General features: G+C 45.0%; 27 protein-coding genes. 17 read left to right on the top strand and 10 right to left on the bottom strand.

Going from position 1 to position 25,563, the window contains the following annotated elements; all coding sequences use genetic code 11:
- Positions 1 to 34: 34 nt before the first annotated feature.
- Entirely contained in the window at positions 35 to 1,408 is a 1,374-nt protein-coding gene (locus tag GSQ66_RS01675; protein WP_162425863.1) for a PKD domain-containing protein, read from the bottom strand.
- A gap of 416 nt (positions 1,409 to 1,824) precedes the next feature.
- On the opposite strand from GSQ66_RS01675, the gene GSQ66_RS01680 reads away from it, so the two are divergent.
- From GSQ66_RS01680 to GSQ66_RS01715, 8 genes are all read left to right on the top strand, one after another.
- Positions 1,825 to 2,421 (top strand): hypothetical protein, encoded by a 597-nt coding sequence (locus tag GSQ66_RS01680; protein WP_162425864.1) that lies wholly within the window; start codon positions 1,825 to 1,827, stop codon positions 2,419 to 2,421.
- Between the two features lie 131 nt (positions 2,422 to 2,552).
- On the top strand, positions 2,553 to 3,431 hold the full coding sequence (locus GSQ66_RS01685; RefSeq protein ID WP_238395780.1) for a M48 family metalloprotease: 879 nt from the start codon (positions 2,553 to 2,555) through the stop codon (positions 3,429 to 3,431).
- Positions 3,432 to 3,576: 145 nt separating this feature from the next.
- Positions 3,577 to 4,170 carry a hypothetical protein gene (locus GSQ66_RS01690; protein ID WP_238395781.1) on the top strand — a complete coding sequence of 198 codons (594 nt, stop codon included), beginning with the start codon at positions 3,577 to 3,579 and terminating at the stop codon, positions 4,168 to 4,170.
- Positions 4,171 to 4,288: 118 nt separating this feature from the next.
- On the top strand, positions 4,289 to 4,489 hold the full coding sequence (locus tag GSQ66_RS01695) for a hypothetical protein (RefSeq protein ID WP_162425865.1): 201 nt from the start codon (positions 4,289 to 4,291) through the stop codon (positions 4,487 to 4,489).
- 55 nt (positions 4,490 to 4,544) lie between these two features.
- Positions 4,545 to 5,459, top strand: coding sequence for a M28 family peptidase (locus GSQ66_RS01700; RefSeq protein ID WP_162425866.1), 915 nt, complete (start codon positions 4,545 to 4,547; stop codon positions 5,457 to 5,459).
- Positions 5,460 to 5,663: 204 nt separating this feature from the next.
- A complete protein-coding gene (locus tag GSQ66_RS01705) occupies positions 5,664 to 6,434 on the top strand; it encodes a porin family protein (RefSeq protein ID WP_238395782.1) in 771 nt (256 codons plus the stop codon).
- 91 nt (positions 6,435 to 6,525) lie between these two features.
- Complete coding sequence (locus GSQ66_RS01710) at positions 6,526 to 7,551, top strand: SDR family NAD(P)-dependent oxidoreductase (RefSeq protein ID WP_162425867.1); 1,026 nt, start codon at positions 6,526 to 6,528, stop codon at positions 7,549 to 7,551.
- A gap of 21 nt (positions 7,552 to 7,572) precedes the next feature.
- Complete coding sequence (locus GSQ66_RS01715; protein WP_238395783.1) at positions 7,573 to 8,115, top strand: NUDIX domain-containing protein; 543 nt, start codon at positions 7,573 to 7,575, stop codon at positions 8,113 to 8,115.
- A 62-nt stretch (positions 8,116 to 8,177) separates the two neighbouring features.
- On the opposite strand, the gene GSQ66_RS01720 is transcribed toward GSQ66_RS01715, so the two are convergent.
- Together GSQ66_RS01720 and GSQ66_RS01725 are read right to left on the bottom strand one after the other, a co-directional pair.
- Positions 8,178 to 8,879: a hypothetical protein gene (locus GSQ66_RS01720; RefSeq protein ID WP_162425868.1), complete on the bottom strand. Its 702-nt coding sequence runs from the start codon at positions 8,877 to 8,879 to the stop codon at positions 8,178 to 8,180.
- A 68-nt stretch (positions 8,880 to 8,947) separates the two neighbouring features.
- Complete coding sequence (locus GSQ66_RS01725; protein WP_162425869.1) at positions 8,948 to 10,783, bottom strand: glycoside hydrolase family 3 protein; 1,836 nt, start codon at positions 10,781 to 10,783, stop codon at positions 8,948 to 8,950.
- A 166-nt stretch (positions 10,784 to 10,949) separates the two neighbouring features.
- Between GSQ66_RS01725 and GSQ66_RS01730 the strand changes: the two genes are divergently transcribed.
- The 5 genes from GSQ66_RS01730 (at position 10,950) to GSQ66_RS01750 (ending at position 14,862) form a co-directional block, all read left to right on the top strand.
- Positions 10,950 to 11,771, top strand: coding sequence for a rhomboid family intramembrane serine protease (locus tag GSQ66_RS01730; protein ID WP_162425870.1), 822 nt, complete (start codon positions 10,950 to 10,952; stop codon positions 11,769 to 11,771).
- A gap of 3 nt (positions 11,772 to 11,774) precedes the next feature.
- On the top strand, positions 11,775 to 12,518 hold the full coding sequence (locus GSQ66_RS01735) for a TVP38/TMEM64 family protein (RefSeq protein ID WP_162425871.1): 744 nt from the start codon (positions 11,775 to 11,777) through the stop codon (positions 12,516 to 12,518).
- A 305-nt stretch (positions 12,519 to 12,823) separates the two neighbouring features.
- A complete protein-coding gene (locus tag GSQ66_RS01740; RefSeq protein ID WP_162425872.1) occupies positions 12,824 to 13,348 on the top strand; it encodes an RlpA-like double-psi beta-barrel domain-containing protein in 525 nt (174 codons plus the stop codon).
- 55 nt (positions 13,349 to 13,403) lie between these two features.
- Positions 13,404 to 14,240: an ion transporter gene (locus GSQ66_RS01745; protein WP_162425873.1), complete on the top strand. Its 837-nt coding sequence runs from the start codon at positions 13,404 to 13,406 to the stop codon at positions 14,238 to 14,240.
- Positions 14,241 to 14,298: 58 nt separating this feature from the next.
- Positions 14,299 to 14,862 carry an HD domain-containing protein gene (locus tag GSQ66_RS01750; protein ID WP_162425874.1) on the top strand — a complete coding sequence of 188 codons (564 nt, stop codon included), beginning with the start codon at positions 14,299 to 14,301 and terminating at the stop codon, positions 14,860 to 14,862.
- Positions 14,863 to 14,888: 26 nt separating this feature from the next.
- Here GSQ66_RS01750 and GSQ66_RS01755 read toward each other — a convergent pair whose 3' ends face one another.
- Positions 14,889 to 15,080 carry a hypothetical protein gene (locus GSQ66_RS01755; protein ID WP_162425875.1) on the bottom strand — a complete coding sequence of 64 codons (192 nt, stop codon included), beginning with the start codon at positions 15,078 to 15,080 and terminating at the stop codon, positions 14,889 to 14,891.
- A 130-nt stretch (positions 15,081 to 15,210) separates the two neighbouring features.
- On the opposite strand from GSQ66_RS01755, the gene GSQ66_RS01760 reads away from it, so the two are divergent.
- Positions 15,211 to 16,098: a sterol desaturase family protein gene (locus GSQ66_RS01760; protein ID WP_162425876.1), complete on the top strand. Its 888-nt coding sequence runs from the start codon at positions 15,211 to 15,213 to the stop codon at positions 16,096 to 16,098.
- A gap of 898 nt (positions 16,099 to 16,996) precedes the next feature.
- Here GSQ66_RS01760 and GSQ66_RS01765 read toward each other — a convergent pair.
- On the bottom strand, positions 16,997 to 17,431 hold the full coding sequence (locus GSQ66_RS01765) for a hypothetical protein (protein ID WP_162425877.1): 435 nt from the start codon (positions 17,429 to 17,431) through the stop codon (positions 16,997 to 16,999).
- Positions 17,432 to 17,534: 103 nt separating this feature from the next.
- Positions 17,535 to 18,584: a nucleoid-associated protein gene (locus tag GSQ66_RS01770; protein ID WP_162425878.1), complete on the bottom strand. Its 1,050-nt coding sequence runs from the start codon at positions 18,582 to 18,584 to the stop codon at positions 17,535 to 17,537.
- Positions 18,585 to 19,015: 431 nt separating this feature from the next.
- On the opposite strand from GSQ66_RS01770, the gene GSQ66_RS01775 reads away from it, so the two are divergent.
- Positions 19,016 to 19,696: a porin family protein gene (locus GSQ66_RS01775; protein WP_162425879.1), complete on the top strand. Its 681-nt coding sequence runs from the start codon at positions 19,016 to 19,018 to the stop codon at positions 19,694 to 19,696.
- Positions 19,697 to 19,837: 141 nt separating this feature from the next.
- Here GSQ66_RS01775 and GSQ66_RS01780 read toward each other — a convergent pair whose 3' ends face one another.
- Both GSQ66_RS01780 and GSQ66_RS01785 read right to left on the bottom strand, forming a co-directional pair.
- Positions 19,838 to 20,473 carry a hypothetical protein gene (locus GSQ66_RS01780; protein ID WP_162425880.1) on the bottom strand — a complete coding sequence of 212 codons (636 nt, stop codon included), beginning with the start codon at positions 20,471 to 20,473 and terminating at the stop codon, positions 19,838 to 19,840.
- A gap of 230 nt (positions 20,474 to 20,703) precedes the next feature.
- Complete coding sequence (locus GSQ66_RS01785) at positions 20,704 to 20,928, bottom strand: hypothetical protein (RefSeq protein ID WP_162425881.1); 225 nt, start codon at positions 20,926 to 20,928, stop codon at positions 20,704 to 20,706.
- A 296-nt stretch (positions 20,929 to 21,224) separates the two neighbouring features.
- Between GSQ66_RS01785 and GSQ66_RS01790 the strand changes: the two genes are divergently transcribed.
- Both GSQ66_RS01790 and GSQ66_RS01795 read left to right on the top strand, forming a co-directional pair.
- Positions 21,225 to 21,599 carry a hypothetical protein gene (locus GSQ66_RS01790; RefSeq protein WP_162425882.1) on the top strand — a complete coding sequence of 125 codons (375 nt, stop codon included), beginning with the start codon at positions 21,225 to 21,227 and terminating at the stop codon, positions 21,597 to 21,599.
- Positions 21,600 to 21,686: 87 nt separating this feature from the next.
- A complete protein-coding gene (locus GSQ66_RS01795; protein WP_317164213.1) occupies positions 21,687 to 22,307 on the top strand; it encodes an AraC family transcriptional regulator in 621 nt (206 codons plus the stop codon).
- A 60-nt stretch (positions 22,308 to 22,367) separates the two neighbouring features.
- Here GSQ66_RS01795 and GSQ66_RS01800 read toward each other — a convergent pair whose 3' ends face one another.
- Positions 22,368 to 22,778 carry a response regulator gene (locus GSQ66_RS01800; RefSeq protein ID WP_162425883.1) on the bottom strand — a complete coding sequence of 137 codons (411 nt, stop codon included), beginning with the start codon at positions 22,776 to 22,778 and terminating at the stop codon, positions 22,368 to 22,370.
- Entirely contained in the window at positions 22,747 to 25,515 is a 2,769-nt protein-coding gene (locus tag GSQ66_RS01805) for a PAS domain S-box protein (protein WP_162425884.1), read from the bottom strand. The genes GSQ66_RS01800 and GSQ66_RS01805 overlap by 32 nt, the downstream gene beginning before the upstream one ends.
- Positions 25,516 to 25,563 lie beyond the last annotated feature (48 nt).

Here is a 25,563-nt window from a genome sequence, read left to right on the forward strand (position 1 = left end):
CTATAAACTATAAAGAAGGAGTTGTAACCAGGAGCTAGAATACTACAAGCTTTTGCGTCCAAGAAGCTTCTTTCATATCAACTCTGATGTAAAACATACCACTGCCATAGGCGCTAAGGTCTAGTTGCTGAGCCTCTGATGTATCGGTTATTACCTGACTAAGCAGTACAATTCCCATCGAATTTGTGATAGTTACCTGGAAAGAGAAAGATAGCGGCGGAAAATCGATCATAAAGCGTCCGTTCCGGCTCGGGTTTGGGTAAATTGTTATGGGACCCAACCGGGTTGGCTTAGGTTTTTTGTCTTTAACAATCTTGTCGCTAATTTCTACGGTAAGTTCCTGTAAGGCTGTCATCCCTGTTTCGCTGGATGCCCGGAGGGTTACGGTGTAGGTGCCCGGCGAACTATAGTTGTGGGTTGGGTCCTCTTCATTACTGACATTTCCATCTCCAAAAGTCCAGTAATATAGTACGGCCCCACTAGTATTGTTAGTAAAAGTTATGGTTCTGCCTGACACTGTATAATCCACAACTATAGTTGGTACCTGGCCGGTAACGGGTAAATTAACTACATCTGCATCATAAATCTGTGTAAGCTCAATGCCTTGCATAAAAAATGGGTTACTCCATAAATGTGTGCGCTCAACTGTAAGCAATCCCCAGGGACTTTCTTCGGGTGGTGCGATGTCGGGGTAATTCCAATGGGTTCTCATCAGGCTATGGAAAGCCACTTCACGGATTTCTTCCGTATTCTCCGGTATAGTGGGATCGTCTGGGTGAGGTAAGCCAAAGGCATGGCCAAGCTCATGAGCCATAGTTCCATGCGGGACACAAGGCCATGCATAGCCACCAGGTATAGCAGTGCAAATCCCCGAATCATTAAATTCAGGGAAGTTCTCTACACCTGCCAGTGCTACTCCGCAATAACCATCACAAGATTGCATTCCTAAGCCTATACCTGTATTACTGCCGGTCTTTATCCAGATACTGGCTATTATTCCAGGTTGCCAGAGAGGTATTCCCTGGCTTTGCATTTCTGGCAGAAGTTTGTCCCACCAGTTGTCCTGGTAATAACTGGTGCTCTGCAGGGCATGGTAAAAAACAACTGTGTCTGGCAGTGCAAAAGTATAAGTAACTCCGCCGGTATTTATCTGGTACCAGGCCTGTATCTCACGACTCGCTTTAAGAATGGCGTCATACTCAGCCTGGTTAAATGCTTCATCTCGTGCTACTACATAATACACTGCTACCTCGTTTTCAGTAACTGTAGTAAGCCTTTTCTCACCAATGTATTTCTGAATTGGATTAGGTGTTCTGTAGCAATCTAAGGCTGTTGGTTTTACCTGCGCATTGGCTGGCAACCAAAAGGCAAAAGTTAATACATGCAGGAATAGTAAAATTGGTTTCATAGTTGGACAGGTAAAGTGACTGATGAGGTTAAAGTTAGGAGAGGGAGCAACTATATATTAGGTGCAAAGCTTCAAGCTTGAGAAGGTGTTATAGTAAATACGGATGGAATAGTATTAGATTAATTGTTTTTTGTGTTAATTCGTTGATATGCAAAGTCTTGTAGTAAAGTTGCAGAACTAATAAGTAAAAGGCATTATGACAGACAGCTCAAATAATACAGGGGTTTAGTTGTATAAATTACTTTAAGAGAATGAGTTAACAGCATAGCAAACCTTTGATTTGGGTTAAACCATGAATGCTAAGAATCCGGGAGTTTTTAAATAACACTAAAATTATCTACTAGAATCTAATAGGAGCATGGTTTAAACTATAGCTGGTGTGGTATTTGTTAAATATGGTATCTAACATGCGAATAATGAAGAATTCTAAAACAGGCTTTACAATAATTGTTTTACTGTTAACTATAGTTGGTTTCTCGTGCAAGCAGGCCAGCGACCTGAAAGCATTTACCGAAGCCAACTATAAACTACAGGGTATTGAGGATCTGCGCCTGAACGGAGTGGATGTAACGGATAAACGTACCCCATTTGATTTCAGAACTTCAGAAGGTGACAGCCTTTTGTCGGCTTTTACTACCAATAACCTGAATGCTACCACCACGCTTTTACTTGAGGTAGAGATGCAGGAACCGGAAGTTACCCGCTCGATGCAGATAACCAACCTGGAATGGCAGCTTTTAGTGGATGGCAAAGAAACCCTGACCGGTATGGTTGAGGAGCCACTGGACTTACAGAATGGATTAAACGAATTACCATTAACTTCTACGGTTACCCTGGCTGAGGTAGAAGGTTTGCAGAACTATGAAGGTTTTTCTACTTTAACTACCCTGATTGCAAAAGGAAAAGATGTGCGTGACCGGCTGGTTTTCAGGATTAAGCCAACTATAAAAACCCCGGTCGGCAATGTCACCTTACCCGATTATATCACAGTTGGCCAGCCGGCTGGCAGCTGATCCAACGAAAAATATAGTTCGCGTAAATACGTTAAGATAAACACGTTGCAGGTCTAAGTGGTGCATTTCTGGCAGCAAACTTGCATATAAAGTCCTACCGATCTGTATTAAACGGCTGATTTATTTAAAATATGATGAACTCAACTATAAAAAGACTAACACTTGCGCTTGCGTTGCTTGTGGCGCCGGTTGTTATGGTAGAGTCGGTGGCGGCTACCACCACTACCACTACAGCAGGAGCGCGCGATATTGTAAAAGAGATAATTGATGTAGTAGGCTTAAAACCACGCTTTGAGCTGCGTGCTGCTAATATCGAGAATGCTGCCGCAGTAATTTATAACGGTAAGCGCTACATTTTATATAACGAGGATTTCCTGGCGGCTATTAACAATGCCGTGCATACCGATTGGGGCGGAGTAAGTATTCTGGCGCATGAGATCGGCCATCACCTGAACGGGCATACCCTGAGCAGAGCAGGCAGCAACCCAGCCGATGAACTGGAAGCAGATGAGTTTTCAGGGTTTGTATTGCGCAAAATGGGCGCGAGCCTGGCAGAGGCACAGGCGGCCATAAACCTGCTTTCAGAAGAGCATACATCCGCCACACACCCGGGCCGCAGCTATCGCCTGGCCTCTATCAGCAAAGGCTGGCGCAACGCCGATTCTCAGTTATTGGCAAGCTCGCAGGGCCAGCAGCCTGATCGTAACGAGATCGTATCGCGGCCTGCTACAAGGCAACAACCGCAGGTGCAGCACGCTTCCCTGGACAGCCGAAACATCCTGAGCCGGGTACATTTTTCATCGATACCCGACGAGGAATTTTATATAACCAAACATATGCAGCTGGTGCACATAACCAGTAACGGAGCTAGGGTAATCGGTAAACTGTCGAAAACAAATAACCGCAATTACCCTTACTATTTCGAAAGCGACCATTTGCAGCCGCTTTTTGTAACAGACCGGGGAGCAGTGGTAAACCAGCAGGGCCAAAGCGTCGGGTACCTGACCTAAACTATAAACAGCCACCTAAAAGTGGCTGTTACTTTTTAAACGATTGGTATAGTTTGCATGAGCAGCTTTTTAATAATCGTATAAAGTAGTTGCAGAAGTGTAACTATAGTTCTACTGTTTTAAGCTTTATACTTAACTTTACTTTATGATGAATTTCAGAAAACTAAATATACTTTCGCTGGCCGTGTGGTTGCTGTTGCCCCTTTTTATAGTTGGGTGTAGCACAAAAAGTGATGTGGATGCTTTTAAAGAAGCGAAATATGACCTGGCTGGCATAGATGCCGTCAACCTGAACGGTATAAGCCTGCTGAATAAATCCGATATCAGCGACTTTTCTTTTTCAGAAGCTTCGAGGCTTTTCAGCGCCGTATCAAACAACAACCTGGCGGCTACGTCTACATTAGGCTTACAGGTAACACTACCGGAAGGCAGCAAAGACAGAACCATGACCGTTAACCAACTGAAGTGGCAGTTGCTGGTAGATGGCAAGCAGGCCGTAAGTGGCCTGGTAGATAAACCTGTGGAGCTAAAAGACGGATTGAACACCATAACAGTATCATCATTGGTTAAACTTGCTGAAGACCAGGGACGTGTAGACCTTAACCAGGTATTGCAGCTGGCTTCTCTTTTAAACCAGGATGGAGGCAGCAAGCCGGCTGTTTCGTTACAGATCAAGCCAACTATCCAAACTTCCATCGGCCCGTTTGAGCTCCCGGCTTACATTACGGTAACTAAGTAATGTAATATTTTTAGATAAGATTTAAAGTTTTTATAACTTTTTAAAAAACCTGTCGTAGTGTGGCACATTCCTTGTATTTGTTGTGTTAAGCGCATAGAAACAACTTAAAGCCAAGGAAATGAACACAGATGTAAATATTAGCCGCGACCAGTTATCTACTAACAGCACTGTTAAAAACACAATGTTGAATGGCTGGGTAAAGATGGGAAATGTATTAGCACAGGCGGATAGAATAACAACACAAATAGCGAGCGACCCTCTTAAGAAATTTAATTCGCAACTGGCAATTCGTGGCCAGAGAAGCTGGGTGCGCTGGTAGGTTGGTATTAAGCTGGGCTATTGTTTTAAACGAGCCTTATGCTTAATTTGACCTTATGATATACAGATTTATACTTGGGGCTTTTTTAGCTCTACCGTTGGCCGGACTTGCACAGCAACCTTTGCTGCAGTCCGGCCAATTGCTTAAAGACGTACGCATCCTTTCAGCCGATTCGTTGGGTGGTCGCTTAAGCGGAACCGAGGGCAGCCTGAAAGCACAGGACTATATCATTAAGCGTTTCAGCGAGATCGGTCTCAAAGCTTTTAACAACAACTATAAGCAACAGTTTAATATAACCTCAAGAAACGGCTCTGATCTGGAAGGTACTAACCTTGTAGGCTATATTCCTGGTACATCAGGTAAAGCTATAGTTATAACGGCGCACTACGACCATGTGGGCATCCGGAATGGCGAAGTATACAACGGTGCCGATGATAATGCCTCAGGTGTAGCTGCTCTGTTGGCCGCTGCTACCTACTTTAAAAATACCAACTCCAATCATACCTTAATTTTTGTAGCCCCTGATGCTGAAGAAAAGGGTTTGCAGGGTGCTAACGCTTTTCTCAATAATCCCCCTGTGCCGTTGCAGGATATCCTGCTGAACGTAAACATGGATATGCTTGGCATTAATGCAAAAGGCGAACTATACGCCAGCGGTACCTATCATAACCCTACCCTTAAACCACTCTTAGAAAAGGTTAAACCACGTGAGAAAGCCAAACTTGTTCTTGGACACGACAAACCCGAACAGGGCCACCACGACTGGACCAATCAATCCGACCATTTTCAGTTTCATAAGCGGAAGATTCCATTTATCTACTTCGGAGTAGAAGATCATGCCCATTACCACCAACATACCGACGAGTTTAGGCAAATAAACCAGCAGTTTTTCCCGGATGCGGCTGCACTTGTTATTGAGTTTATAGTTCTGGCAGACCAGAATTTAAGTAAGCAGCCAGAACGAAAATAAAGTTGTAAAGGATATATTACATTATTTTGATATAATGATGTAATTATCTTTTTTTGCTTATCTTTTTATATTATCCAGCGTAGATTAAAACAGCTAATTGGTACGTTAGTTCTTTAAGTGCCTTTACTGCAACGTTTTGCATTTTTCTAAGCAGTTAGCCATTTACTTTTCTTACACTTGCACTCTTAACAACCTGTGTTTAACATGAACAGGAATAGTACAGTCTTTTTACTTTTACTCTGCTTTGTGTTGGCATGGTCTGATGCTGCAGGGCAGTCTACGTTGCTTAAGCGCATGCAGGAAAGCAAGATTCCTGAGCGTGGTATAGTGGTGTTGGGAACAGCCGGTATAGCTGCCGTTCGCAGCGATATTTGCGGTTCACCGGATTGTAACGAGTTCAGACCTGTTTTCGGAATAGGAGCCATGTATAAGTTCGACCCGATCTGGTCTGCAAGTATGAACCTGGATTATGTAAAACTTGGCGCCACTGAAAAAGACCCTACACGTCCACGTAACCTCTCCTTCAGAACAGATGTAATTGAGCTTTCAGGATCTGTGCTCTATAATTTACTGGACGCCTATAGTGGGTCAGGAGGTTACCGATCGTCGCGCAAGCGTTTTGTGGTGCCGTACGCTAAAATGGGTGCAGGTATTATATACTACACCGCCACATCATACCCTGGAACCGGCGACCTCGACGAATCCCAGACAACATATGACCCCGAACGGAAATACCCGGCCATTGGTATAGTGGTACCTTTCGGTGGTGGCCTGCGGTTTCGTTTTTCAGATCAGATAAGCATAGCTCCGGAGCTTATTTACCACCTTACATCCAGCGATTACCTGGATAATGTTGGCCCACGCCTTGCAGGTGGCAACAGCAAAGACCATTATGGTTTAGCAGTTATCAGGATTATGTACACACCAGAAGTAAAAACCAATATCTTTACCCGAAAAGCCCAGACGGGCAAGTAAGCAGCTTTAGTTTAACCAGAGTTTTCAGGTGCCGTAGTGTACTATACGTTGCCCTGCCTTTTGGCGGGGCTTTACTTGTAATACAATCACTATGAAAACAACTGATAACAACAATAAACTTTGGTGGCTAGCCGCAGGTGCCGGTGCTTTAATGGCAGCAAGAGCTGTTTACCGTAACCTGAATGCTTATGATTTCAGTGGTAAGGTAGTGCTGATAACCGGAGGCTCACGTGGTCTTGGCCTGGTAATGGCGCGCCAACTGGCAAAAGAAGGAGCAAGGCTGGTACTGTGCTCCCGCGATGAAAAAGAATTGGAAAATGCCCGTTTTGAGCTGGCTGGTAAAGGTGCCGATGTGCTGGTAATGAAGTGTGATGTAACGGTTGAGCAGGAAGTGAACGACACGATCACGAATGTGCAGAACGAGTTTGGACCGATTGACGTGCTGATAAACAATGCAGGCGTGATACATGCCGGGCCGGTGACTGAAATGACTGTTCAGGACTTTGACGAAGCTATAAAAACACATTACTGGGGTCCGGTTTATACCACACTTGCCGTTTTACCTGCCATGAAAGCCCGACGCGAAGGACGTATCCTGAACATTTCATCTATAGGCGGAAAGATAAGCGTACCGCACCTGGTGCCCTATAGTGCCAGTAAATTTGCTTTGGTTGGTTTATCAGAAGGACTTAGGGCAGAACTGTCGCAGTACAACATAACTGTAACAACCGCCACCCCGGGTTTAATGCGTACAGGCAGTCCGAGGCATGCATTTATAAAAGGGCAAAATGAAAAGGAATATGCCTTGTTTAAGATAATGGACTCGAGTGTGCTGACATCTAACAGTGCTGAAGCTACTGCTAAAAGCATTCTGGATGCGTTGCGATATGGCGATGCCCAGGTAACGACTACTTTCCCAGCTATGCTGGGCGAATTTATACACGGCATCTCTCCGGCTTTTATGACTTCTGTTTTCTCAGTTATAAATAAGTTTTTACCAGGCGAAGGTGGCATAGGCAAGAACAGGGTAACCGGAGCTCAAAGCGAAACAGACTTGTCCATGTCGTGGTTAACGGAGCGGACCCAGAAAGCCGCAATGCGCAATAACGAACTATAAACTATAACAATCACCCTTAATATGCTGCGCAGGCAGCCACAAAAACAAATGCAGATCAAAGGCAAACAGAAAGTATATGATGGTTACTTTAAAATGTATGAGCTAACCGTAGAGCAGGATGGCCATACATTTAAGCGCGAACAATTTGACCGTGGCACAGCCGTGGCCGCGCTGGTACACGATACTGAGAAAGATAGTTTTATACTTACCAAACAGTTCAGGATAGGTTCGGAATCAGAACTGATCGAGATTGTGGCTGGTATGATTGACGATGGTGAAGCACCGGAAGTTAGCATCAGGCGCGAGATAGAAGAAGAAATCGGCTACCATGTTGATCAGCTGGAACATCTGTATACGTTCTATTCGTCGCCGGGCGGTACTACCGAAAAAGTGCTGTTATACTTTGCTGAAGTGAGCAAGCAGCATGCAGACGGCGGCGGTAAAGCCGATGAGCACGAGAAGATCGAAATCGTAGAATTAAGTGTCCGGGAATTCCTGGAACTGGAGACCCCGGATGCCAAAACGATCATTTCGCAACTATGGTTTAAGCTGAAGCAGAAGTAGCAACTATAGCATCTAACTATAAAAGGGAAGGCCGGTTAAGCAACCGGCCTTCTCTTTTTAGGTTATTTTTCGTTTACATCGTTCAGCATGCTTCGGGTATCAGCGGCTCCTTCCAGGGCCAGGTATTCAGCCTGTAACGTTCTGATCTTTAGTTTGTCTGATGTGCTTATCTGTCCTTCTATCTGCCCGCGGCGATCGTTTAGCTTACCATATACATGGTCTACATAATCCCAGTCGCCCGGAGTCCAGCTGCGTTTTTTAATGCGTACGGTACTCATAAACGTTAAGTAAGCTTCGCGTATGTTAGCTGGACTTATCGTTGAGATATCTTTATATTCCCGAAGTAATTGTTCTTCCCAGGTCTTTACCTTTGCCGGGTCTAATGGCTGGCTCTGGCGGCGTTCCTGCTTTGCTTCCCAGCTTTCGTAGCGTTGTTTCAGCCGGCGGTACTCTTCCTTAGACTCCGTGGATAGGCTGTCGAAGTTACGTTCTATGTCCTGGTTTATGCGGCGCAGTTCTTCCTTGGTCTGGGGCCAGTTTTCGCGAATAGCCGTATCGGTTCGGTCCGCTTTTTCGTTCATCCAGCCACGCAGTTTTTCCAGTTTATCTTCGGTTGTTTCGCCGGTGGTGGCAACTATAGTTGTGTCTTTGTCGCGTTCGGTAGCATCTGTTTCTTCTACCGTACGGGTTCGCTCGCATGCAAACAGGGTGGTGGTAAATAATATGGCCACCAGCCAGTTTATAGTTTTATTTTGCTTGTTCATGTTGTTTTGGTTTTAGGGCTGTTTTTCTGCCTCAACTATCATACGCAATACACAATTATGCAGATACTTTAATGGAAGGAAGCGATTACTTTTCCTTTCCGGATGCCATCGCCATACCCGAAATCCTGGTTTACGGTTACCGGTAATCTGCCCCGTGCCTGCAACTCACCAAAAATTACTTTTGCTGCCGCCTTTTGTGCGTGGTAAAGTGGCTGGTACGCAACTATAAGCGCCTCGCTTTCCTCAATCCCCGGGAACTGGTTAATAGCATAGGCATTGTCAAAAAGTATAGTTACCGTTTTTTTATCCCTGATGACCTGGCGCACAAACGCTTTTGCCTCACCGGAGTACCCCATCGTGTTACTTGGCCTGATGCTCGGTCCGTAAAGCGAGAGCAATACCACATCATAGTTTCGAAGCTGTTTCTGTAGTTTGAGCACCTCTTTTCTGTTTGCCTTGCGCGATATAATGAATTCCTTGTTCCGGGCATATTTATCCGCTTCGCGTTGGAAAACCGTAGTTCTGCGGGCGCCTACTGATACCGTAGCAATCCGGTGTTTGCGGCGTGGCTTAACAGGTATGAGCTTTTTATAGTTACGCAGCAAAGTTATCGAGGCTTCGGCCAGTATCTGGTTTGTGCTGTCGGCAATAGGTGGATTCAGGTCTTCGTAAAGGGTATTCAGCTCGATGGGTTTATAGTTGTCGAGCCCCAGCCACTGCTTGGCGGCCAGTACTCTACGGCACTTCAGGTCTATTTCCTCCTGGGTAAGGTCGCCTCTGACTATAGCTACCTTTATGGCTTGTATCGCTTTCGGCACATTGTTCAGTCGTTCCAGAATATCGTTTCCGGCCATCAGGGCGCGTACTTCTGCTTCGCCGGGCTCAAAGTATTTGGTAACGCCTTTCATTACCATAGCATCCGTAAAGATCAACCCTTTAAATTTAAGGTGATTTTTGAGCAGGCCGGTAACGATTGGTTTGGAAAGGGTAGAAGGCAGGTGCCTGGACGAATCTAGCTTAGGGATATGCATGTGCGCCACCATGATACTGCCGATACCATATTTGATAAGCTCCTTGAAAGGATATAGTTCCAGCGAATCGAGGCGCTGCCTGTCGTAGGGGATAATGGGTAAGTCGTAATGCGAGTCAACGTCGGTATCGCCGTGGCCCGGAAAATGTTTGGCTGTTGCCAGTATTCCATTGTCCTGCATGCCCTGCATATACGCCAGGCTTTTAGCTGTAACATCCAGGCGGTCTTCGCCAAAAGAGCGGTAGCCAATGATCGGGTTTGCTGCATTGTTGTTAATATCGGCTACCGGGGCAAAGTTTACGTGCATGCCCAGCCGTTTGAATTCGTATGCCACTTCAGCCCCCATTTTATAGATCAGGCCGTTATCTTCTATCGCGCCCAGCAGCTGCTGAAAAGGATACTGTACCGTACTGTCAAGACGCATACCTACACCGGTCTCCGCATCCATGGCAATCATGAGCGGGACCTTGGCTGCAGCCTGATACTTGTTTGTGAGCTTTGCCTGCCGCATTGGCCCTCCCTGGAAAAATATAATGCCACCAACCTGGTACGTTTTAATGAGTCGCATCACATCCGCTTCATATTTAGGGCCTTTATCCGAAAATGCCTCTATTACAATAAGCTGGGCGATGCGCTGTTCAGGGGTTAGGGTATTAAATACAGAATCGACCCAGCGGGACGACGGGTTTTCAAGAGCCTCTACGATAGAGGCGGGGCGCACATATGGCACATGTTCATCAGGTGCAAAATTTTCTTCCTGCTGAGGGTGGCGGCTGGCATCGGAGCCTTCGCAGCTCCAAAGCATGAGTGGCAGCACAAAAAACAGTAAAGCATAGTATGGCTTAGCCGCAGGGTGGTAACGTAAGCAACGCATAGTCAAGTAAAACACTTCTGTACTTACTTTTTATCTAAGATTAGGTTTTATCTTGTTGGTATTTCAGGGCAAATTAACTGTTTTGCTTGCGCTTTTGCATCGTTGCGTATAGGTTTATTACGCAATTTTGGCTACTTTTTGATCACAGGAAATATAACTATAGCAAATGAAGACAGGGCCCGGAATACTGGAAAGCACACAGCAGGAAAGCAGCCGGTTTGCCTATAGTTTTTTGCCCGGTCTGTTATTTATAGTTCTGATCTGGCTTATACATTTACTTTCTTACTTAACAGATGCAGACCTGGCATTTCTGGGGGTGTATCCGCGCCACTTTTTAGGCTTGGTTGGTGTGTTCTTTAGCCCGCTCATTCACGCAGATCTCAAGCATTTGCTATCAAATACTTTTCCGCTGGTACTGCTTTCGGGGTTTATACTTTTTATACACAGGCGGGAAGGAGCCAGGGTCATAGGATTGGTTTATATCCTGAGCGGGTTGTTTACCTGGTTTATTGGTCGGCAGGCGTACCACATCGGGGCAAGCGGTGTAGTGTATGGCATGGCCGGTTATCTTCTCTTCAGAGGGGTTATTACCCGAGACCGCGGCGCGCTGGCAGTAGCTTTTGCAGTGTTGTTCCTGTATAGTGGCTTATTTTATGGGTTATTTCCGAAAGAGGAGCGCATATCCTGGGAAGGCCACCTGGCCGGTATGGTTGCCGGCCTGATAGCAGCATTGATCTACGGGAAAAAGCCATTCAGCAAAAGCACACCTACAGTTACAACTATAGCCATACAGCCCGATGTAACGCAGCGCCACGTCAGCAACACGTTTGTGCCGTATTACATGCATTATACCATCAACTATAGCATGCACCACCCCGGTAAGGCTGCCAAACCGTTCACCTATAGTTTAAAGCCAGATAATCAATCCGGTCAGAAACAAACCCTGCTGCAACATCCTGCGTCTGTAAAAGAGCAAAAAACACCCTGATACATGACAGAGAAACAGAAATCCATAGACACCGAGGATACGAACAGAACAGAAATAAAGGAAAGCAAATGGCCGAAGATCATTACCGGGCTTATAGTTGCCGCGCTTGTGATCTCATATTTTGTTTTTCCGGAGTTTAAGCAAACTGTAGTGGAAGGATGGCAGGTTCTGACCAGCGGTAATAAGCAGCTTATTTCGGATTGGGTAAGTCAGTTTGGCATCTGGGGACCGGTTTTTATAGTTCTGGCGATGGTTGCCCAAATGTTTCTGCTGGTGGTTAATGTGGTGTTGCTGATGCTGGTGGCGATTATTGCCTATGGGCCTGTATGGGGTTCGGTGATAGCGGTAGTGGCCGTACTGGTGGCATCTACGGTAGGCTACCTGATAGGCAAAACCGTTGGCGAAGCAGGTGTGAGCAAACTGATAGGAGCAAAAGCACAGCGCAAGGTGTCTGATTTTATGGATGAGTATGGTATCTGGGCCATTATTATTGCCCGCATCTCTCCGTTCCTTTCCAACGATGCCGTAAGTTTTGTAGCCGGTTTTGCCACCATGCGGTACTGGCAGTTCATCCTTGCAACTATAGCCGGTATAGTTCCGCTAACTATCCTGCTTGCCTGGCTCGGCGAAAATAACGAACGCCTGAAAACCGGACTTATCTGGGTGTCTGTTGTGAGCCTTGTTTTGTTTATCGGGTATGTCGTCTACGATAAATATTATAAAAATAAATCTGCTGAAAAACGATAGAATTCCAGCCCGGTTTCTCTCAGTTTACGGGGCGCTTTTCCAAACTGTAGAACTCTTTTTAAACATAGTTTTCCGCGTGCCAAAACCCTGTAAATCTTATACTAAAGCCATTATATAGTATGCTATATATAACTATAGCCATGCCGTTTTAGAGGTAAAGATTTCCAAGAAATTTATAAGTATAAATTTTTATTAAAAAAGTACCTTTTTATCAATTCCAGCCCATACTACCATAACCTATATCCTGAAGTGTCGTTTAAGCGGTTTATTGTTGCCAAATCGATGTTTCACTAAAAGGATTTCTTATGATTAGGTACAAAATACTTGCGGCTGTGTTTTCTGTTATAGTTGCCGTCGCCGAAGAATTTTCATTACTAAAGTCAGAATCTCCCTCCCCGCAAGTTGAAGAACAATGGCTTACAATTAACGAACCTATCCGCCCTGAACCCATACTATTACCCACCCTTACTGTCTCCGCATCCGTTTACCACCCCGAACCGCACCAAACAGACAGTACCCCTTTTATAACTGCTGATGGCTCCAGAATTAACCGAAAAGATCCGGGTAAACACCGCTGGCTTGCTGTGTCCCGGAACCTGCATGCACGCTGGGGCGGCGACCTTGAATTCGGAGATTCGCTATGGGTAACCGGAATCTCAGATGACATGGATGGCCTATACATAGTGCGTGATGTAATGAATCGCCGTTTTCGGAACCAGGTTGATATTCTGGTTAGCCGGAAAGACAGGGTAATGGGTTTCTGGAAAAATGTAGGGATCGCAAAATTTGAACAAAATCACCGGAGTACAGCAGTTGCCGTAACCAATTAGCTAATTCTAAACCGGGTAACGCTGCACCCTGCACCAACCCGGTTCCTAAGAACTTATGCAGCAGGAGCGGTTACAGCAACAAGAAGCAAAACAACTGGAACGGGAGCGCTACAAACTCCTGAACCGCTTACAGCATACACTGGAAATCCCGATGGTGGTGCTGGGAGTTATCTGGCTGGTTTTACTGGTCATAGAGCTTACAAGGGGCCTGCAGCCTATCCTGCAATTCGCCAACACCGTCATCTGGGTCATTTTCATTCTTGATTTCATCATCAAGTTCATCCTTGCTCCTCGCAAAACAGAATTCTTAAAACACAATGTGCTGACAACTATATCGCTGGCAGTTCCGGCGTTAAGGGTTTTCAGGCTGGCACGTTTGTTTCGGGTGATGCGTTCTGTGCGTGCTGTGAGGGGGCTCCGGCTGGTTAAAGTGGTAGGCTCTATAAACCGGGGAATGCGCAGCCTTGGCAAAACCATGCAGCGGCGTGCCTTTGGCTATGTGCTAACTATAACCCTGGTTGTAATTGTGGCCGGAGCGGCCGGTATGTTTGCTTTTGAAAACGAACATGGCTTGCATACTTACAGCGAAGCCCTATGGTGGACCGTTATGTTGCTGACCTCTATCGGGAGTGATTATTTTCCGGTGACGGCGGAGGGGCGTATGCTTTGCTTTTTACTGGCAGTTTATGGTTTTGCCGTTTTTGGTTATTTTACCGCCACGCTGGCTACTTTTTTTATAGACAGTGATGCGGAAAACGCAAGGGGAGAACTCGCCGGCTCTAAACAAATAAAAGTGCTGCAGCACGAAATTAAAGAGCTCCGAACTGAACTACAGGCTGTTTTGAAAAGTGCCGGCAATTATAAACCGCCCCAGGAACCTCCGCAACTATAAGTTTTATTTGACAAAGCGTAGAAAACACTTATTTTAGAAGTGTAACTATACAACACTTATGACCAGAGAAGAAGCCAGAACGATACTTGTAGAAATGACTACCAGCGAAAGCCTTTTACGGCATGCCCGAACCGTGGAGCTGGTAATGGAAGCATATGCCACCAAACTGGGCGAAGACGCTGAGAAATGGGCGGTGGCAGGTATGTTGCACGACGCAGATTACCAGGCTTACCCGGAGCAACACCCTAACGTGATAGTTAACCTGCTGCGAGAGCGCGGCGAAGATGAAATTGCACACGCTATATCGGCGCACTATACCCATTGGGGTGTTTCGTATGATACTTTACTGGATAAAGCGCTGCTGGCCTGTGATGAACTGACCGGGTTTATAGTTGCCTGCGCGCAGGTACGTCCGCAACGCCTGGAAGGCCTGGAGCCAAAATCAGTTATAAAGAAACTAGCCCAGAAAAGCTTTGCCGCCTCCGTGGACCGCGACGAGGTTAGAATTGGAGCCGAACTGTTTGGTGTTGATATGAAGGAGCATATCTCTTTTATTATACAATTGCTGCAACAATACCAGTTGGAGCTGCAACTACAGCCACAAACAGGGGCACAGGTATAAACAGAGCGGGTTCAGAGCCCGCTTTTTTATTGCATGTAGTCACTCAGTATCTCGAAGCCTTCTTTTTCATCTTTTGCTTCTACTACTTCGTTTATTACAAACTGTATTTCCTGTTCCGACCAGTTCTCTTTTTCGGCAGCTTTTACAAAAACAGCTATTGCAGCATAACGGGAGCCTGATGTTGGCACCGGAGCCTTTACTTTTTTACGAATTCTCATACCTGTAAATTAACCAGCCAAATGTACAAACTTGCAGCTGTAATCTGAAATGGGACGAAGTAACGGGCAATTCTGGCCAACTCTTTATAGTTACCGCCGTTTTACAAAAAGCAACGGAAGTGGGTAGCATATGGAGAAAAAACTTTACACCTGGGGTGAACTACAACAACTGAGCGACCTGACCATGCTACAATACCTGGCGCCTGTCATTATAGGGCTGGTTATAGCCGAGTGGCTGATAAGTTATTACAGGAACCGCAATTATTACGAAAAGAAAGATACGCTGGCAGCGCTGGGTATTGGCCTGGGAAATGCACTGATCGGGATTGTATTAAAGGTGGCACTTTTTGCCATCTCGATGATGATCTATAATATGGTGCCGTGGGCGATACCGCGTGTGTGGTGGGGGTTTATCGTTTGTTTTGTAGCCGTGGATTTTTGCCGTTACTGGGCGCACCGCATCTCGCATGAGCAACGGTTCTGGTGGGCAACGCACGTTACGCACCATTCCTCCTCTAAAATGAATTTCCTGATATCGCTCCGCACCGGCTGGACTGCTCCGTTAAAGTTTGTTTTCTTTCTTCCGGTGCCGTTAATGGGTATCGATCCGCTTACTTTTTTTATATGCCATCAGGCAGCGGTGTTTTATCAGTTTTTTGTACACACCGAACTGGTTAGAAAGCTGCCTGCACCTATCGAGTATATTTTTGTAACGCCCTCGCATCACAGGGTACACCATGGCTCCAATCCCGAATATATAGACCGCAATTATGGCTCCACCTTCATTATCTGGGACCGACTTTTCGGCACTTTTGAGCCGGAAGTAAAACAACCTGTCTACGGTTTAACCAAGCCTGTAACGTCATATAATCCAGTGTATCTAGTTTTTCATGAGTGGGTAGATCTGGCTAAAGACGTATCGCAGTGCCGTTCAGTTTCAGAAGCCTGGAAAGTGCTTTTTTATCCGCCAGGAGCTATTATTACCCAACATCAAAAGCAACAGGAGAGGAAAAAGTAAAAGAGCCAGCCCCGGAACTAGCAGAAGAACAGTTTATTGTTTCATAGTTGCTGGGTCCAACCCGCAACCCTTATTGTCTAAGGCGGGGAGTTTTTGGCCTTTGCTATAGTTTAGGTTCTGGTTCTATAGTTGTTGTTTTACCCCTTCCCAGGCTTCCCCTTTAAAAGAGGGCCCCTACCCCCAAAACAGGGGAAGGAGCTTTCCAGCACTCGCTATAGTTCAGGCTGTCGTTTTATTGTTGCTGTTTTAACCCACCCCTGCCCCTCCCAAGAGGGGAATTTCTGTTGTAGTTATAGTTAACGTGTAGGTTTTATAGTTGCAGCCTGTTGATCGGACAGGTCGCGACCTGTCCCTACGGAAATGCTACCACGATCAAGCGATGAAACTATAGCCTTTCAAACTATAGTCAAACTATAGCTATCGAACTGATCACAGTCTTTGGGTTGAGCGCCTTTGCTTTGTTGCGGTGCCGTCAGGCAACCCGAGGTACGAGGGTAGCAAGAAAGCAGCAGCGCGATGCCCGAAGACGGGGCCTCCCGGCCGTGAGGGCACCAAAGCCAACTATAGAACGATAGGTAAATAGAGCTCCCAGGATTAAAGAAAGCTATAGAAGAGAAGGCTTGGTTCGGATAGTAATCTATCAAACTAAAGAACCCAGATTTCTCCTAACGTCGAAATGACAAAAGCAGAACTATAGGACATATAAAATCCTTCACAGCTACGCTTGCTCTTTTCGACTCGCGTCTCAAGAATAATCGAAATGACAAAAGAGGAACTATAGAACATATAAGATCCCTCGGCTAATGCTCGGAATGACAAGGCCGCATTATAGAACAAGGATAACTATGGAGAAGATATAAAAGTACAAAGGCAGCGAACTCCGCTGCCTTTGTACTCCTTAATTATTATACTGCTCATTATAACCCGAGCTTCCCTGGCCTCCGGAAGCAGGAAAGGTTTGTGCTTCTTTCGGAACACCCATTTTCTCTTCGCGGCGCTGCTGGTACTGCGAGAACTGTAGTGGGGTTAAAATATCTTTAATCCTAGAAAGCCTGGTTTCAGTAATGATCTCCATTTCAGAAGCTACTTTTTTAGGATCGTTTTTATGTTTTTTAAACACTTTGTCGGCCTCTTTCATACTGACAAGGTTTATTTCGGCCACTTTTTTTGTCTGCTCGGGTGTTAAACGCAGGTTCCTGGCCATACCAGCGGTAATGTCGGCGGCGCGCTGTTCTACGGTTTTGGGTGCCGATTGTGCCGGAGCTTTCTGGACTTGTGCAAAAGCGGTGATAGTTGCGAAAACAAATACAGCTGCTAAAAGTGCTTTTCTCATATCTCTGTTAAATTAACTCGGTGGTTATGGTCTATGCAAGAACTGTTCCGGTTACTTGCAGGCCTTCAAAACAAGCGTAGCCAAACTATAGTTTCTGATTTGCTTACGATTCGCTGTAGAAGAATACTTTGTAAAAGTGCATGCCCCTTTCCTCATCATAGCCCCGCTCAACATATTGCTCGCTTTGCTCGGGGTTATAACCGCTAAACTTGATCTCAATCTGCGTATCGAGTTTAATAAAGTTGCGGAACTTGCGCTTCATATTACGCACGGTACTCTTATTTATTGTAAACCCCTGTATATCTTCCAGGTTTCGTTCCTCGGCAAAGTTCTGGCTATAGTTCTTAAAGCGCTCTGCCGACTCCGGTTCGTCAATTACGCTGCTGGTAAAATCTTCCAGGTCAAAGGTCTCGTTTTTCGAGAAATAATCTACGGAGCGGGTAATGAATTCTATCTGCTCTTTCTTGCTTTCGCTTTTGGCAAACACCTCTTCCGAAAAATCCTTACACATGTTCAGTACCGTTCTCGTCGAGAAGTTGGTGTCTTTCAGTTCATCAACATGCAGGAAATCGTCTTTCCAGAATTGTGCGTCGGTGCTATTGGCATCTACCATTTTTACGCGGTAACCATCCTCCGCTTCAGTGTTGTAGATCATACAGCCTTTGTCAACGCCTTTCAGGTTTACGCCCGCATGGTAATCGATGCTCAGGTCGTCGTGGCTGTCCTTGAAGGTAAGGAACGTGTCTTTGTTCTCGGATTTAAAGATACCGATGGCGTCAACTTCCTCGTCGTTTATTATGCAGCCCTTAAAATAAGCTACGTATAGTTCGCCGGTCTTTACTTTAGGGTGGTCTGACTGCTCGTACAGGTGGTTCAGGATATGGACAGAATACGTGTGGAACTTGGCCGGCTCGTTAAAGATAAGCGTAGCATAGGCAAACATCTCATTCAGGGCCAGATCGGAGGTGTGCGTAAACCTGAAAAACTCCTCCTGCTTAAACGGAGAAATAAAGTAGCGCAACAACAGCTCATTCAGTTCTCCATCATTCAGGTCAACCAGGTCCTGTGAGGCCACCACACCTTCTTCTTTCGACTTATTTCCAACTCTGTGCACAGCCAAACGCTGTAATCTAACCTGTATCTTCTCGCTCATGTATGCTCTTGTATGCTAACGGACCACAAAGGTATTATTAATTGCTGATTGTTGAATTGCAGATTATAAGTTCAAAGCTACATCTCATCGTTTTTCAAAAAGTTACTCCCTATAGTTGATCGCATATTAAACTTTTGGGCGTGCCGGCATAGCCGTCGGGCTCTCGCGGCTCGCTCTATAGTTTGGCGCAAACTATAGGAGCTCAAACAACCGCTCCATCCCTCACGCAATTTATCGCTCAGCAGCTTTCTCAAACTATAGTTTACTCAGTTAAAGTTGATTTGTAATTGTTAAATATCTGAATATTAATAACTTATTAATAATTAGTCATCCGTCATTGTTCATTAATTCGTTTTTGGCATGGTTTTTACATAATGAGATTTCAGAGCCGCGCAGCTTATCAAACTACAGAATTTTAAACTAAGGGGATCATGAAAAAGCTATTTTTACTCATAGCCATAGTGCTGGGCTTTGCGGCTACAAAAGTGAACGCACAACAAGCACAACCTATCCGTTTCGGGGTTCGGGTGGGTGCAAACTTATCAAACTGGCAGGGCGAAACCGTTAACAGTGCCCAGAACCTGATCGATCTGTCGGACGGGAATGTTAACCGTAAAATGCGCGAAGGTGTGCATGCAGGTTTATACATGAGCATACCGCTGGGTTCTGGTTTCGAGATCGAGCCGGGGCTGCAGTACTCTCAGAAAGGTACCCGCTTAACCGGTAAACTGCCTTGGGTAGAGACCGAATTCCTGAACGCTAACATGACCATCACCAACAAATCAGAATACATTGAGCTGCCGGTTCTGGCAAAACTATACGTTGCCGAGGGCTTCCATATTTTTGCAGGGCCACAGGTAGCTTATCTTTTATCAAACAAAGTGCAGGCGCAGGCCAGCGTACTTGGGTTTAATGCCTTTAACCGCGAATGGGACATGAAAAACGGTTTCCGGGAGATGGATTTTAGTGTAGTGGGTGGTGTTGGTTACAAATTCGCAAACGGCCTGAACCTGAGCGCAGGTTACGATTATGGCCTGAATACGATAGATGAAAATGCAAATTTCGAGACCTACAACAGAACATTTAAAGCCTCAGTAGGTTATACATTTTAGTGAGCGTTACTTGTTTAGTGTTTTGGTGATTGCAACGGGCTGCTGAATTTCAGGAGCCCGTTGTGTTTAAACTAAAAGGCAGCTGATTTATTGAATCAGCTGCCTTTTAGTTTAAGTGTCTTTAACTACCCGAATAATTATTTACGATTTTTTGTAAGGGAATTTTTTAGAAGAATTGCGCATTAACGCATTTGTAAGCGACTGGCGGGTACTGCCAATGCTGCCGGAAGCCACATAATCGTACTTCCACATCAGGTCGCCGGCATTGCCTTCGTGTATGGTTATAGTTGTGTTTACGGTGTTTGTAGGGCCCCAGGCACCCACCAACAAGCCAACAGCAATTGCTGCACCATCAGACATCGGCTTGGACATGGTAGCTTTACCGGATACCACGGCATCAACACCTAAAAGTTTGCAAAGTTCGTCTTTAGATTTTAATGAAAGGTCGGAGTACGAGAAACCGGCATTATTCAGGATAGCATTGGTTTTGCTCACATCCTGGAAATTAACGGTATACTTGTTTTTGCTCATTTCCTTCAGGAAGTAGCCATACACATCGCTCTGGATGCCATAGCCATAGTTACGCTGCTCATCCTGAATCATCTCAGGTGTAACGCCTTTAGGTAATTTTCTGGATTCGATGGCCACATCAAAAGGAAGCACAGCAACTACTTTGTGGTTACTTTTTACTTGTGAGAATGATGGAGCCTGGTAGATCTGGGGGCCGCAACTTGCAAGCGTAACGCAGATCACAATAAAGAGTAAAAGTTTTTTCATGGGCTAAAAGTTGTTTTACTGACTACTCGGGATAGCTAAGGCACTCTGCTATATGGACCCATTATACTATACCCCGGAAGACCGAAGTATAGATATAAGACTATATAGTAAGTAAATATAATAGTATTATTCAGATATCCAGAGTGGTTGAAACCCTTTTAGTGAAAAATTTTCTTGGAAGTGTAGCGGTATAGGTAGCTAAGCTATTGTTGATGGAGGAGGAGCTACTATTAATGATGATGATGGTCGTTATCGTTGGGTTTGCTATTATAGTTGGCTATAGTTCCCAGGGTAAAGAACACTGCCCAGCAAATGTACAACGCCGCGAAATTGTTGATGCTTTTACCGATCAGGGCAAGTATAAGGTGAGCCAGCAAGGTCATTACCAGGCCTGTAGCAGCTACAAACTGGTAAGAATTCATTTCACGCGGGTCGTATATCTTTGATAACTTCATTCAGTTTATAAATTTTTTACCTGTAACAAGCCTGCTATAGTTTAGGTGCCATCCATACAGCAGCGCTCCGCACAAAGATAACTAACAGGATTTGATTGAGTAGCCACTCCTGGCAATTGGGACATAGTTATTAGGCATTGGGTATTGTACGCAACTATAGTCTCCATCAGTAACTATAGCTGGTTTATGTTTTGGTTATTTGGCTATAGTTGCAAAATTATGTTAAGCAAAATAAACTGATTACGAACAAGGCCACCTGCCCAGCGTATATAAGGTACAACATTTAGAAACTGATTATGGCAACTGAAGAAGAGAACATACAAAATACACCCGGCAGCGCTAAGAACGTAAACAGCGATTTTAACAAACGTGTTTCAATGGGCAACCACCCCGATCCATCGGCAAAACGCAACATAGGACCGGGAGGCCAAACAGAGCGTAGCGGTCAAAAAGATAAGCTGGAGAATATGCATATAAAAGGTAACGAAACAACAGGTTACGGCGCCAGCGATCCCAGCAAAAGTGTAGAATACCTGGCACAGGGCCCGGGTTTTGAATTTGAAGGTAGCGATACTGCCATGAATGATGACCTGAATGGTATCAGAAGTAAAGACCAACCTCTGGGGCAAAACAAATCCGAGGAAACAGACACAGACAGAAGCAGAACTTAAAAAGAAACTAAAAACGGAGGCCAGAACAAAGGTCTCCGTTTTTAGTTTTATAAGTGTGGTAGCAACTATAAACCAAATGATTTAAGTTTGCTACACGCATTTAGCGCCAAACCAGACCCCAACATGCCAAACCAGACACCTTATACTTTGCACATCCGGAACATGGTGTGCCCACGCTGCATAAAAGTGGTAACCGAAGAACTGGAAAAACTTGCTTTACCAGTGCAGGATGTTAAGTTAGGAGAGGCAACACTAACACTGGAGCCCAGCGCACAGGAGTTAGTAGAAGTAAAAAAGGTACTGGCCGAAGAAGGTTTCGAATTACTGGAAGACCCCAAAGCTGAACTGGTAGAAAAAATTAAGATAGCTGTTATTAGCCTGCTCAGGACCGGAAAAGTGGAGGAGCTGCATATAAACTTATCTGATTACCTGTCTGAGCAGCTGGGTAGAGATTATAATACGCTCAGCGCTTTGTTTTCGGCTGCAGAAGGGGTAACTATAGCCAGGTATATGGTGTTACAGAAAATTGAAATGGCAAAAGAACTGCTTGATTATAATGAGTTAAGCCTAAGCCAGATTGCCGATAAGTTAGGCTATAGTAGCGTTGCGCATTTGTCTAACCAGTTTAAGCAGATTACCGGCTTAACGCCTTCAGCATACAAAAATAGTACTACAGTGGCCCGGAAACCATTGGACCAGTTACAATAAACCGGACTATAAAGAAGAAGCCCCGGCTTTTAACAACTGGGGCTTCTTCTTTATAGTTTATTAAGAGCAGATAAACTCTTCTTTTATAAAACTCAGTATTTCGGGTGATAGTGGTTTTGAGAAGAAATCCTTCACTTCTTTCAGGCTCTTAGCCGAGATGATATCTTTTCTGTCTACTGCCGATGAGAGCATGAACAGGCAGCAGTTTTTCGTTATTTCCTCCGGAATTTGTCTGTATTCTTCTATAAAGCTCCAGCCATCCATGCCGGGCATGTTTATGTCCAGGAATATAAGATCGGGGAATGCTTCAGGTTGCTGTAAGGCAGTATTCTTCAGGTATTCTAGCGCATTTTCAGCCCATTCAAAACTATAAACTTCTTCTGCAAACTTCTCATTCTTGATGATGCTCTCACACACAAAGTTGTTGATCTGGTCATCATCAATCAGTATTACCTTTTTCAATATATTCATTTACTACATTACTCTTTAAAAAGTAAACACGAAAAGTAGTGCCTACGCCAACATTACTTTCAACTTCAACCTTTCCGCCAAGCAACTCCGCCTGGCTCTTTACAAGATGTAAGCCAAGGCCTTTGCCAGCAATATTAGGGTGAAATCTTTTATACAGCCCAAAAACCTTGCCTTTTTCCTTGTTAAGGTCAATACCGAGGCCATTATCGCTGACTTGCAGACAAATATAGTCATCCACAGCAAATGTTTTAAGATTTATCTGTAGTTTTTTGGTTCTATTGCGGTACTTGATGGCATTGGATACCAGGTTATGTATAATGCTTTTAAGATAACTCCTGATGGTAACTATAGTTGGATTAGCCTCAAAATCATGCACCAAAGTTGCTTCAGCTTCTGTTATTTCATCTGATAAACTATCAGTTACGTGCTGAAAGATGTCCTCGAAGTAAACTTTTTCCTCGGCCTCGTGCAGGTCGTTGCGCAAAGCAAGCAGTTCGTTCAGGTCACGGATGGTACTGTCGAGTAGCTTGGCAGACCGGAACATGTTGTCTATAACACGCTGGTTGATGGGTGCTTCGGGATTTGTTTTGTCGTAAATAGAGGTAAGGCCAAGTATGTTGGCGATAGGTGCGCGCAGGTTATGCGATACAATGTAGGCGAACTGCTGCAGGTTCTGGTTCTGTAGCTGTAATTTTTCTGTTAGTTGCGCCTGCTTTGCCTCTGCCAGTTTACCTGCTGTTATATCTGCCATGGAGCTATCCAAACGAATTACTTTTCCATCGGCGTTCTGCATCGGAGACGAACGAAGCATCATCCAGCGTATTTCGCCACTACGGGTTACAATCCTGAATTCCTGTTCAAATTTAAACCCTTGCAAAGCTTCATTTTTAAATTTGTATCTGAGTAAGGGTAAATCTTCATTATAAATGATCTTTGGCCAGAGGAAATCACTTAAAAATTCATCCTCGGTATAACCTGTCAGTTCGTAGCACTGCGGGCTTATATATAAAATGTTAAAGTTCGTATCTGCCGATAAAATGATCTCCGGTATGTTTTCTATAGTTGACTGAAAGCGGTTCTTGGTTTCTGTTATTTCGTATTCGCGTTCTTTTTGCTCTGTAATGTCCTGCGTGGTACCAACCACTTTAATAACTTTCCCCTCCATATCCATTACCGGCTCCATAAAATGGTACAGGTACTTCTGCGTACCATCAAGTAGCAGGATGCGGTGCTCCAGGGTTACCGTTTCTTTAGAGTCTATTACCCGCTGGTATTCCTGTAAAGCAAATTCCTGGTCATCCGGGTGAATGTAAGAGGTAATGTTATGGAAAGTAGGGGCTAAGTCTTCCGGCAGATCGTAGATGGTATAGGTATTCTGCGAAAGCTTAAGTGTATGACGTTCAATGTTATACTCCCAGCTACCAACTTTTGCCAGCGACTGTGATCGTACCAGCTGGGCCTCGTTTTCTTTAATAGCTTTTACAATATTGCGCTGCTCCGAAATATCGTTAATACTTAAGGCTACAGCTATAGTATCGTTAAATTTGGTGAATACCGGGCGGTAGGAAACCTCAAACCAGAGATTCCCGGAGCCGGTTTCGTAGGTCACCGTAATACCCCGCAGCGCTTTCTGATGATCTTTTATGAGATCCTGCTTTTGCTCGGATGCTGTAAATTCCAGTATACTCTGGCCTTCTTTCAGCTCCTTTACCTGTAACCTTCTTACTTCTTCTGCGGCTACTTTATTAAACGATAAAATTTTGAGGTCCTCATCGAGCAGGTATATTGCCTGTGGAGAGCTGTTAAGCAATGCGGTTAGGTTTGCTTCACTCTTTATAAGATGCTGCTGGGCTTCTTTCTGGGTGGTAATATCAATCAGCGTTCCGTTATAAAGTACAGTGCCGTCTTCTTTCTGGGTTGGCAAACTATGGCCCCGTATCCAGATCCATTTTTCTTCAAGTGGGCTCCACAATCTAAACTCCAGCAGCCAGGGCGAGAGCGTTCTTACCGACTCCCTGATACTCTCCCAGATTATTTCGAGATCTTCCGTGTGGGCAGTCTCAAAAAGCAGGTTTGGATTTTGATAAATATCCTCGGGCGTAATGCTGTAAAGGCTTAGTAAACTCCCGCTAATAAACGGAAAGTCAAAGTTCATGTCCTTATCTATCTGGAACTGGTAAACTGCGCCCGGTAAACTTGAGCTAATTTCAAGCAGCTGCTTTTCGCGTCGTTCCAGGTCCGAGATCGCCTTTACCCTGTCATCAATGTTAATGGCTACCACTATTCTTGGCTTAAAATTATCCTGTGCCGGGAGGCCATGCGATTTTATATCAACATGAAAAATGCTGCCATCTTTCCGGACGTGCCTCCAGTTGTCGGAGAAACTATAGTTTTCATCCAGTATGGGCAGTAGTTTCAACAGATCCTCTTTCTGGTCTTCGGGCTGCAGGTCTATGATGCACAGGTTCAGGAATTCGTCGCGGGTATATCCATATTCTTCCAGGGCGGCCTGGTTTACCTCCAGTATACGCATGGTGTCGTAATCAAAAACCCACATCGGGATGGCAATATTCCGGAACAGCGATCTGTAGATTGCCTGGCTTTCGTTAAGCGCATTTTTCAGCTGCTGTCTTTCGCGCTTCTCTGAACTTAATATGGCATCGCTAAAACGTATCTGGTTTAAAGCCTTCCGGATAAAGATGGCAGCAAAAGCTGTTACCAGCAGCGAGGCCAGCAAAAGCAGGTTATAGTTGCGGATGGTAGTATCAATTGTATGAAGGGCATC

This window comes from Pontibacter pudoricolor (genome assembly GCF_010092985.1).
In the GTDB taxonomy this organism is placed as follows: domain Bacteria; phylum Bacteroidota; class Bacteroidia; order Cytophagales; family Hymenobacteraceae; genus Pontibacter; species Pontibacter pudoricolor.

Bases quoted from the DNA above. Each gene is read 5' to 3' on its own strand.
- GSQ66_RS01675 (WP_162425863.1), bottom strand. From the start codon at position 1,408: ATGAAACCAATTTTACTATTCCTGCATGTATTAACTTTTGCCTTTTGG.
- GSQ66_RS01680 (WP_162425864.1), top strand. From the start codon at position 1,825: ATGAAGAATTCTAAAACAGGCTTTACAATAATTGTTTTACTGTTAACT.
- GSQ66_RS01685 (WP_238395780.1), top strand. From the start codon at position 2,553: ATGATGAACTCAACTATAAAAAGACTAACACTTGCGCTTGCGTTGCTT.
- GSQ66_RS01690 (WP_238395781.1), top strand. From the start codon at position 3,577: ATGATGAATTTCAGAAAACTAAATATACTTTCGCTGGCCGTGTGGTTG.
- GSQ66_RS01695 (WP_162425865.1), top strand. From the start codon at position 4,289: ATGAACACAGATGTAAATATTAGCCGCGACCAGTTATCTACTAACAGC.
- GSQ66_RS01700 (WP_162425866.1), top strand. From the start codon at position 4,545: ATGATATACAGATTTATACTTGGGGCTTTTTTAGCTCTACCGTTGGCC.
- GSQ66_RS01705 (WP_238395782.1), top strand. From the start codon at position 5,664: ATGAACAGGAATAGTACAGTCTTTTTACTTTTACTCTGCTTTGTGTTG.
- GSQ66_RS01710 (WP_162425867.1), top strand. From the start codon at position 6,526: ATGAAAACAACTGATAACAACAATAAACTTTGGTGGCTAGCCGCAGGT.
- GSQ66_RS01715 (WP_238395783.1), top strand. From the start codon at position 7,573: ATGCTGCGCAGGCAGCCACAAAAACAAATGCAGATCAAAGGCAAACAG.
- GSQ66_RS01720 (WP_162425868.1), bottom strand. From the start codon at position 8,879: ATGAACAAGCAAAATAAAACTATAAACTGGCTGGTGGCCATATTATTT.
- GSQ66_RS01725 (WP_162425869.1), bottom strand. From the start codon at position 10,783: ATGCGTTGCTTACGTTACCACCCTGCGGCTAAGCCATACTATGCTTTA.
- GSQ66_RS01730 (WP_162425870.1), top strand. From the start codon at position 10,950: ATGAAGACAGGGCCCGGAATACTGGAAAGCACACAGCAGGAAAGCAGC.
- GSQ66_RS01735 (WP_162425871.1), top strand. From the start codon at position 11,775: ATGACAGAGAAACAGAAATCCATAGACACCGAGGATACGAACAGAACA.
- GSQ66_RS01740 (WP_162425872.1), top strand. From the start codon at position 12,824: ATGATTAGGTACAAAATACTTGCGGCTGTGTTTTCTGTTATAGTTGCC.
- GSQ66_RS01745 (WP_162425873.1), top strand. From the start codon at position 13,404: ATGCAGCAGGAGCGGTTACAGCAACAAGAAGCAAAACAACTGGAACGG.
- GSQ66_RS01750 (WP_162425874.1), top strand. From the start codon at position 14,299: ATGACCAGAGAAGAAGCCAGAACGATACTTGTAGAAATGACTACCAGC.
- GSQ66_RS01755 (WP_162425875.1), bottom strand. From the start codon at position 15,080: ATGAGAATTCGTAAAAAAGTAAAGGCTCCGGTGCCAACATCAGGCTCC.
- GSQ66_RS01760 (WP_162425876.1), top strand. From the start codon at position 15,211: ATGGAGAAAAAACTTTACACCTGGGGTGAACTACAACAACTGAGCGAC.
- GSQ66_RS01765 (WP_162425877.1), bottom strand. From the start codon at position 17,431: ATGAGAAAAGCACTTTTAGCAGCTGTATTTGTTTTCGCAACTATCACC.
- GSQ66_RS01770 (WP_162425878.1), bottom strand. From the start codon at position 18,584: ATGAGCGAGAAGATACAGGTTAGATTACAGCGTTTGGCTGTGCACAGA.
- GSQ66_RS01775 (WP_162425879.1), top strand. From the start codon at position 19,016: ATGAAAAAGCTATTTTTACTCATAGCCATAGTGCTGGGCTTTGCGGCT.
- GSQ66_RS01780 (WP_162425880.1), bottom strand. From the start codon at position 20,473: ATGAAAAAACTTTTACTCTTTATTGTGATCTGCGTTACGCTTGCAAGT.
- GSQ66_RS01785 (WP_162425881.1), bottom strand. From the start codon at position 20,928: ATGAAGTTATCAAAGATATACGACCCGCGTGAAATGAATTCTTACCAG.
- GSQ66_RS01790 (WP_162425882.1), top strand. From the start codon at position 21,225: ATGGCAACTGAAGAAGAGAACATACAAAATACACCCGGCAGCGCTAAG.
- GSQ66_RS01800 (WP_162425883.1), bottom strand. From the start codon at position 22,778: ATGAATATATTGAAAAAGGTAATACTGATTGATGATGACCAGATCAAC.